Source organism: Mesorhizobium sp. M7A.F.Ca.CA.001.04.2.1 (genome assembly GCF_003998485.1).
Classification (GTDB): Bacteria; Pseudomonadota; Alphaproteobacteria; order Rhizobiales; family Rhizobiaceae; genus Mesorhizobium; species Mesorhizobium ciceri.
In genome coordinates, this window is the sequence record NZ_RZQT01000221.1 from 1 (window position 1) to 5,793 (window position 5,793).

A 5,793-nucleotide genomic window follows, 5' to 3' on the forward strand; every position below is an offset into this window, starting at 1 on the left:
GCGCAGCAGGCCGCACTTCGAGATGGCAATTCCTGTCAAGGCCAGGCTCCCCAGATCAGCACCGACGCAGTCGTGCATGTTCCCCGGGGCATAGCACCCGACATCAAGGGCGGGTATCGTTGAAACTAGCTATGCCCGCCGCGCCGCGATCCGCCGCTCAGGCCGCGGGCACATGCAGGGCCAGCACGGTTTCGCCGCGCCGCGACCTTGTGTCGAGCGTGCCGCCCAGCCGTCCGGCCCGGGCCCGCATCGAGCGCAGGCCGGTGCCCGGGACGGGCGCTTCCGAGGCGGCATCGAAGCCGACGCCATTGTCCTGGATGGCCAGGCTCAGCGTCTCGCCGCGCCGGTGCAGGTCGATGACGACGCGGCTTGCCTGGCTGTGCTTGAGCACGTTGGTCAGGCCTTCCTGCAGGATACGGACGAGATCGAGGCTTCGCGCCGCCGGCAGGTGGCAGTCCTCCAGCCCGGTCAGGTTCCACACGCAATCGATGTCGCGGCTTTCGCATGCCAGCGTTTGGCGGCGGCGCAGCGGCGCGATCCACTCGGCCAGCGACTGGCCGCCCGTCGGGTCGTCGGCGGCGGTGTCGATGATCACCCGCAACTCGTCGCGCAGTTCCTTCAGCACGGACAGGAAGCGATCGGCCGGAAGGTTCTGCGGCGCATGCTCCAGCATGGCGATCGAATTGACCAGGGTGCCGCCCATGCCGTCATGCAGATTGTGGGAAAGGGACACACGCTCGGCCAGCCTGGTGTTGGCCAGGATGACCTCATGCTGCTGATGCAGCGTCAGCGCAAGTTCCTCCCTGGCGGTTTCGATCTTGGCCGTGAGCTCGTCGTTGAACCCTTCGATGCGGCGCATGTTGGCGACGAAGTTCCAGGCCAGCACCAGCGCCATGCCGACCATCTGGAAGTGGGATGTCAGCGTGACGTAGTAGACATTGCCAAGAAGGATGCCGAGATAGGTCATCAGGTCATGCAGGATGGCCACGATGGTAAGCGCGTTGACGATGTGAAGGACGATGTGGTCCAGCCGATTGCTGCGCCAGGTCAGGCCGATCGACAGGAAACAGGCGCCGATGTAAAGCAGCGACCAGAACAAGGCCAGCAGGTTGAGCATCGGGCCGAGTTGGGAATGCGGCGTGGCAAACAGGGCCGCGGCGCCGATCGCCAGCGCGGCCCACAGCACGGCTTCCCCCCTGGGAAAGCGGCGCTCGGCAAAGCGGATGACAAACAGCACGAAGGCGGCGGCCATGACCATGAAGGAGAGCATGATAAAACGCTGCCAGGTGTCGGTCGCCCCGAACGGCCAGGGGCTCGTCACCACGAAATTGAGCGAATAGCAAAACCACGCAATCGTCATCAGGGCGAACCAGCCATAGGCCTTCAAGCTTCGGCGCAGCAGCCAGACGACGAAGAAAAAGGTGCCAAGCGCCGCGGTGACGCCGAGATAGAAGACCGGCAGTTCGCGGCGAATCCAGAATTGCTGGACAAAATGGGCACGCGTCGCCGAAGGCGGGCCGATCAGGACCGGACCAAGGCCTGGCTGGTACGGCGCTAGGCCCGAGACCCTGATCAGCAGCGTGTTGGTGCCGGCATGCAGGACCGGGGAAGCGAGCTGCCAGTAGCGGGGCACGTTCCATGAGCGCGTCAACGGCTCGACGAGGAATTCGTCGCGGCCGAGTTCCGCGCCGTTGACAGAGATCGATCCGGCCAGTGTCCAGTAGTTCAGCGCGAGGCCTAGCGGCTCGGCCGCGTCGGGCCTGTCGAAGGTGAGGCGATACCAGACCACGCCGTCGAAACCGGGCCAGCGCGTCGCCCAGTCATCGGGCAAGGTCACGCTGGTCCAGCCGGCGGCCGGCGGCGCGGCGGCGTCCCAGCCGGATCGAACGGCCTCGATCGTCTTGAACGGCACGGCCCCGTCGGCGCCGAGGGCGATGCCGCCCGGCGCGAGGAGCAGGAATATCAGGGCAAGAAGCCTTGCGACCGCGCCTCGAAAATCGCTTCCGTCCGGGATTTGACCGACAGCTTCTTGTAGATGTTGCGAATGTGGCATTCGACCGTGAACCTGGAAAGGGAAAGGACCCCCGAAATCTCTCGATTGGTAAGCCCCTTGGCAACGAGGTTGAGGATCTCGACCTCGCGCGGCGTCAAGGGAGGCGGCGGCGCAAGCGCGGGCTTGCCGCGCCCCGGCCTGTCGGTGGAGGAACGGGCGCGCCCGGATGACGCCGGCGCCGACACCAGTTCCAGGATGCGCCGGGCGATGAAGGGATCGATCGGCGCGCCGCCGCGAATGGTGCTGCGGATCGAAAGTGACAGCTCGACGTCGTCGCGCTCCTTCAAGAGATAGCCGGTCGCTCCGGCACGCAGGGCTTCGAGGATGGTGTTTTCGTTGCTCCAGGCCGAGATGACGAGAATCGGCAGCGCCGCGTCGTGCTCGTGCAGGGAGCCGATGAGGTCGATGCCGTTGCCATCGGGCAGGCCGACATCGACCAGCGTCATGGCGAAGGGTTGGTCGACGAGCAGGGCCTTGGCCTGCGCGATCGACCCGGCGAAAAACAGCTCCTCCTGAGCGTAGCCAAGGCCCCTCAGGATCGAGCGCAACCGCACCTGCATCATCGGCTCGTCCTCGACGACAAGCAGCGGGCTCGGCAGCAGTGCTTCCGATGGCAGGTCGATGGCGGGATGTTCCTTGGACGACATGAACCTCGACGCGAATGGCGGCTTTCACCTGTAGCAGCCGGGCGGAAAATACCCAACCGATCGTACCCAGTCTGCCATGGATCGGTTGCCGCCGACATAGCTGGGATCAGGTAGAGCGAGCCGGGTATGGCCGTTTGTAACAGCGCCCGTGCGGGAGGCGCTTTTCGCGACATCCAACGGTTGCCTCCATGCCCGATCCTGCTGCAATCGGAGGAGAGACAATGCGTCAACATCTGCTGAACGGTTGGCTCGTGGCGGCCCTGGTCGCGACGACCTGTCTGCTCGGCGTGACCGCTTACGCGGAGGTGAAGGAAGACATCTCGCGCGTCGCCTGCACGCGTGGAGGACAGGCTCCTGGCGAGCGGGGCGCACGGTGTGATACCTGTGCCGCCGCGCGATGCGATGTGCGCGCATCAGGAGCCTGAGCGGCAGCCGTTAGGGGACCGCATGAGCGGCAATCCGCCAGCCAAAACGGCGCTTGCATTCGGGCACGATCCGCGCAGCCGAGATAGAATTTCCGATCAGACAAGCCGGATGTTGCGTGCGGGGCTGAATCCCTTGCCGCGCAAGGGTTTCAGACGCGGGCGCCGTCGAATTTTTCGCGCGCCGCCTTGACGCGCATGGTGTTGGCGCGCGCCCATTCGCTCAGTGCGCTGACGGGGATCAGCAGCTCGTGGCCGAGCTCGGTCAGCTCATAATCGACGCGCGGCGGAATGGTTGGAAACACGGTGCGGGTGACGAAGCCGTCACGCTCCAGCCCGCGCAAGGTGGTGGTCAGCATCTTCTGCGAGATGCCGCCGACGGCTGCGCGCAATTCGTTGAAACGCAGCGGTCCGTCGCCCAGCTTGCCGACGACCAGAACGGTCCATTTGTCGCCGACGCGCTGCAGGATTTCCGAGATGGCGCGGCAGTCTTCGGAGCGGTGTGGGTGCCTCGGTAACAAAAAAGTGCCTTCTTGTGCATCGCGTTTGCAGTATCTCATATAGCGCAGGTATCCAAATGATACCAGTACTTCGTGCAAGGAGAGCCCTTATGTCCAAACCCAAAATTGCCATCGTCGTCGGATCGACGCGCGCCGCTCGTTTCGCCGATGTGCCAACCCAGTGGATCGCCAAGATCGCCAAGTCGCATGCCGACATCGATGTCGAGATCGTCGACCTTCGCGACTTCCCGCTGCCGTTCTTCGACGAGGTCGCATCCTCCGCATGGGCGCCGTCGCAGAACGAAGTGGCACAGCGCTGGCAGAAGAAGGTCGCCGAATTCGACGGCTTCATCTTCACCGCCGCCGAATACAATCATGGCCCGACGGCGGTGCTGAAGAATGCCATCGACTACGCCGCCAATGAATGGAACAAGAAGCCGGCCGGCTTCGTCGGCTATGGCAGCGTCGGTGGCGCTCGCGCCGTCGAACAGCTCCGCCTTCATGCCGTCGAATTGCAGATGGCGCCGGTCAAGTCGGCCGTCCATATCGCCTGGGGCGATTTCCTCGCCGTCCGCCAGGGCGAGAAGAAGCTGGAAGACCTCGAGCATCTGAACCAGGCCGCCACAGCTCTGGTCAACGACGTTGCCTGGTGGGCCAAGGTGCTCAAGGCAGCGCGTCAGGCCGACGCCGTCGCCGAGGAAGTCAAGGCGGCCTGACCGCCGGTTCGAATTATCCTCCCAAGGATCCGGGGCGGCGCTTGCGCCGCCCTTTTTCAATTATAGCGGCTCAAATCGAAAGCTGGCACCGGATCGGACGACACGGCCGACACCGGGCGAATCCAGATGCGCGCCGGCAACGAAACAATGATCGTCGGCAGCAAGCGCCAGCAACCGCAACCGGCTTTCGCGCGCCTGGTCCTGATCGGCATCGAATTCCCACGTCACCTCAGGTCGATCGAACTGAAGCGATGGGACGTGAACGGTGTCGCCCCAAATCAGAATGCGTTCGCCACCGCTCGAAACACGAAAGCAGCTGTGTCCCGCTTCATGGCCATGGGCTTCGACAATGTCGACATGTGTCCCGATACGGTCTCCGGCTTCGAAGGGTTCCGCCATGCCGTGAAATCGTTCGAGCCGCGCTTCGGCGCGAAAAAAGCCGAGTTCTTCCCCGGGAACGAGCAAACGCGCCAGGCGCGGGAAAGCGTCGCGGCCGTCGGCAAGCACAAGACCATGGATGTGGTCGAGATGGGTGTGGGTGAAACAGACGGCACGGACTCGTCCGGCATCGATGCCAGCTTCGTCCAGCGCCTCGGGAAGTCGGCCCATGGTGGGATGCCAGGCGTTCGAGGCACCGGTATCGATCAGGATGATTCCGTCTCCATCGTCAATCGCGAAGGCATTGACGGACAGTCTGAGTTGACCACCAACCAACGCCACTTGTTGCGGCAATTCATCGCCAAATGGCTTGTCGCCGGGTTGCCGAAGCCGTCCGATCGGCATGTCGACATAGCCATCGCGCAAGGAGGTGATGCGCAAGTCACCAAGATCGTAGGTCTGATAAAGGTCGCCCGAAGCCATGCGGTGCATTTTTTCCGATCCGTTCTGCAGACAACCGGCAACATGCGACGGGCCAGCTGCGTCGGCAACCCGCCCCGTCAATTCGATCTGTGCCATGGGTGCGTGCGTCGCCTGCCGTGGCCGGATGATGCAGTCGGCGAGGCGGTCCGTTTCGTTCAACTCGCCGGCATGGTGCTGATACCCTGATGTCACGATAGCCTCGGCCCAATCGGGGTTGGACTGCTACATCGACCGGGCTGCCATCTGGTCGCGCCCTTTGCCCTGGTATATCCGGCTGCGATCCGTCACATGAGTGAAGCCGTGAAGACATCCAGCCCGACCGGCGCCGTTTCCCCGATGATCCCGGTGCTCGTATGCGCGCTTGCGATCTTCCTGCTGTCCGGGATGGATGCGGCGATGAAGATCCTGGTCATCGCGGTCGGGGTCTACAACACCTTGCTGTGGCGCAGCATGGTCGCGGCCGTGGTCGCGGGCGCAGCCTGGTTGGCGGGACCACGCTTAAAGCCGACCATTCCGGTGCTGAGGCTGCATGCGCTGCGTGCCGCAATTGTCGGCGTCGTGCTGATATCCTTCTTCTGGGGCTTGGCCAGGCTG

Annotated in this window: 5 protein-coding genes and 1 pseudogene; 2 read left to right on the forward strand and 4 right to left on the reverse strand. The window is 63.9% G+C overall.

What is annotated here, in order from left to right:
* Positions 1-157: 157 nt before the first annotated feature.
* The 3 genes from EN955_RS33350 to EN955_RS33365 all read right to left on the reverse strand — a co-directional run bounded on the left by EN955_RS33350 (position 158) and on the right by EN955_RS33365 (position 3,643).
* Entirely contained in the window at positions 158-1,912 is a 1,755-nt protein-coding gene (locus tag EN955_RS33350) for a 7TM diverse intracellular signaling domain-containing protein (RefSeq protein WP_164756581.1), read from the reverse strand.
* 50 nt (positions 1,913-1,962) lie between these two features.
* Positions 1,963-2,700 carry a response regulator transcription factor gene (locus EN955_RS33355; RefSeq protein ID WP_032899377.1) on the reverse strand — a complete coding sequence of 246 codons (738 nt, stop codon included), beginning with the start codon at positions 2,698-2,700 and terminating at the stop codon, positions 1,963-1,965.
* Positions 2,701-3,274: 574 nt separating this feature from the next.
* Positions 3,275-3,643 carry a helix-turn-helix domain-containing protein gene (locus EN955_RS33365; protein ID WP_024504168.1) on the reverse strand — a complete coding sequence of 123 codons (369 nt, stop codon included), beginning with the start codon at positions 3,641-3,643 and terminating at the stop codon, positions 3,275-3,277.
* A gap of 89 nt (positions 3,644-3,732) precedes the next feature.
* On the opposite strand from EN955_RS33365, the gene EN955_RS33370 reads away from it, so the two are divergent.
* Entirely contained in the window at positions 3,733-4,338 is a 606-nt protein-coding gene (locus EN955_RS33370; RefSeq protein ID WP_013530052.1) for an NADPH-dependent FMN reductase, read from the forward strand.
* 60 nt (positions 4,339-4,398) lie between these two features.
* On the opposite strand, the gene EN955_RS33375 is transcribed toward EN955_RS33370, so the two are convergent.
* On the reverse strand, positions 4,399-5,295 hold the full coding sequence (locus EN955_RS33375) for an MBL fold metallo-hydrolase (RefSeq protein WP_338101339.1): 897 nt from the start codon (positions 5,293-5,295) through the stop codon (positions 4,399-4,401).
* 192 nt (positions 5,296-5,487) lie between these two features.
* Between EN955_RS33375 and EN955_RS33380 the strand changes: the two are divergent.
* Positions 5,488-5,793 (forward strand): annotated as a pseudogene (locus EN955_RS33380) (EamA/RhaT family transporter); the annotation flags it as partial.

What these genes read in the sequence shown, in the direction of transcription:
- EN955_RS33355 (WP_032899377.1), bottom strand. Translation starts at nt 2,700, where the DNA reads ATGTCGTCCAAGGAACATCCCGCCATCGACCTGCCATCGGAAGCACTG.
- EN955_RS33370 (WP_013530052.1), top strand. Translation starts at nt 3,733, where the DNA reads ATGTCCAAACCCAAAATTGCCATCGTCGTCGGATCGACGCGCGCCGCT.
- EN955_RS33375 (WP_338101339.1), bottom strand. Translation starts at nt 5,295, where the DNA reads ATGGCACAGATCGAATTGACGGGGCGGGTTGCCGACGCAGCTGGCCCG.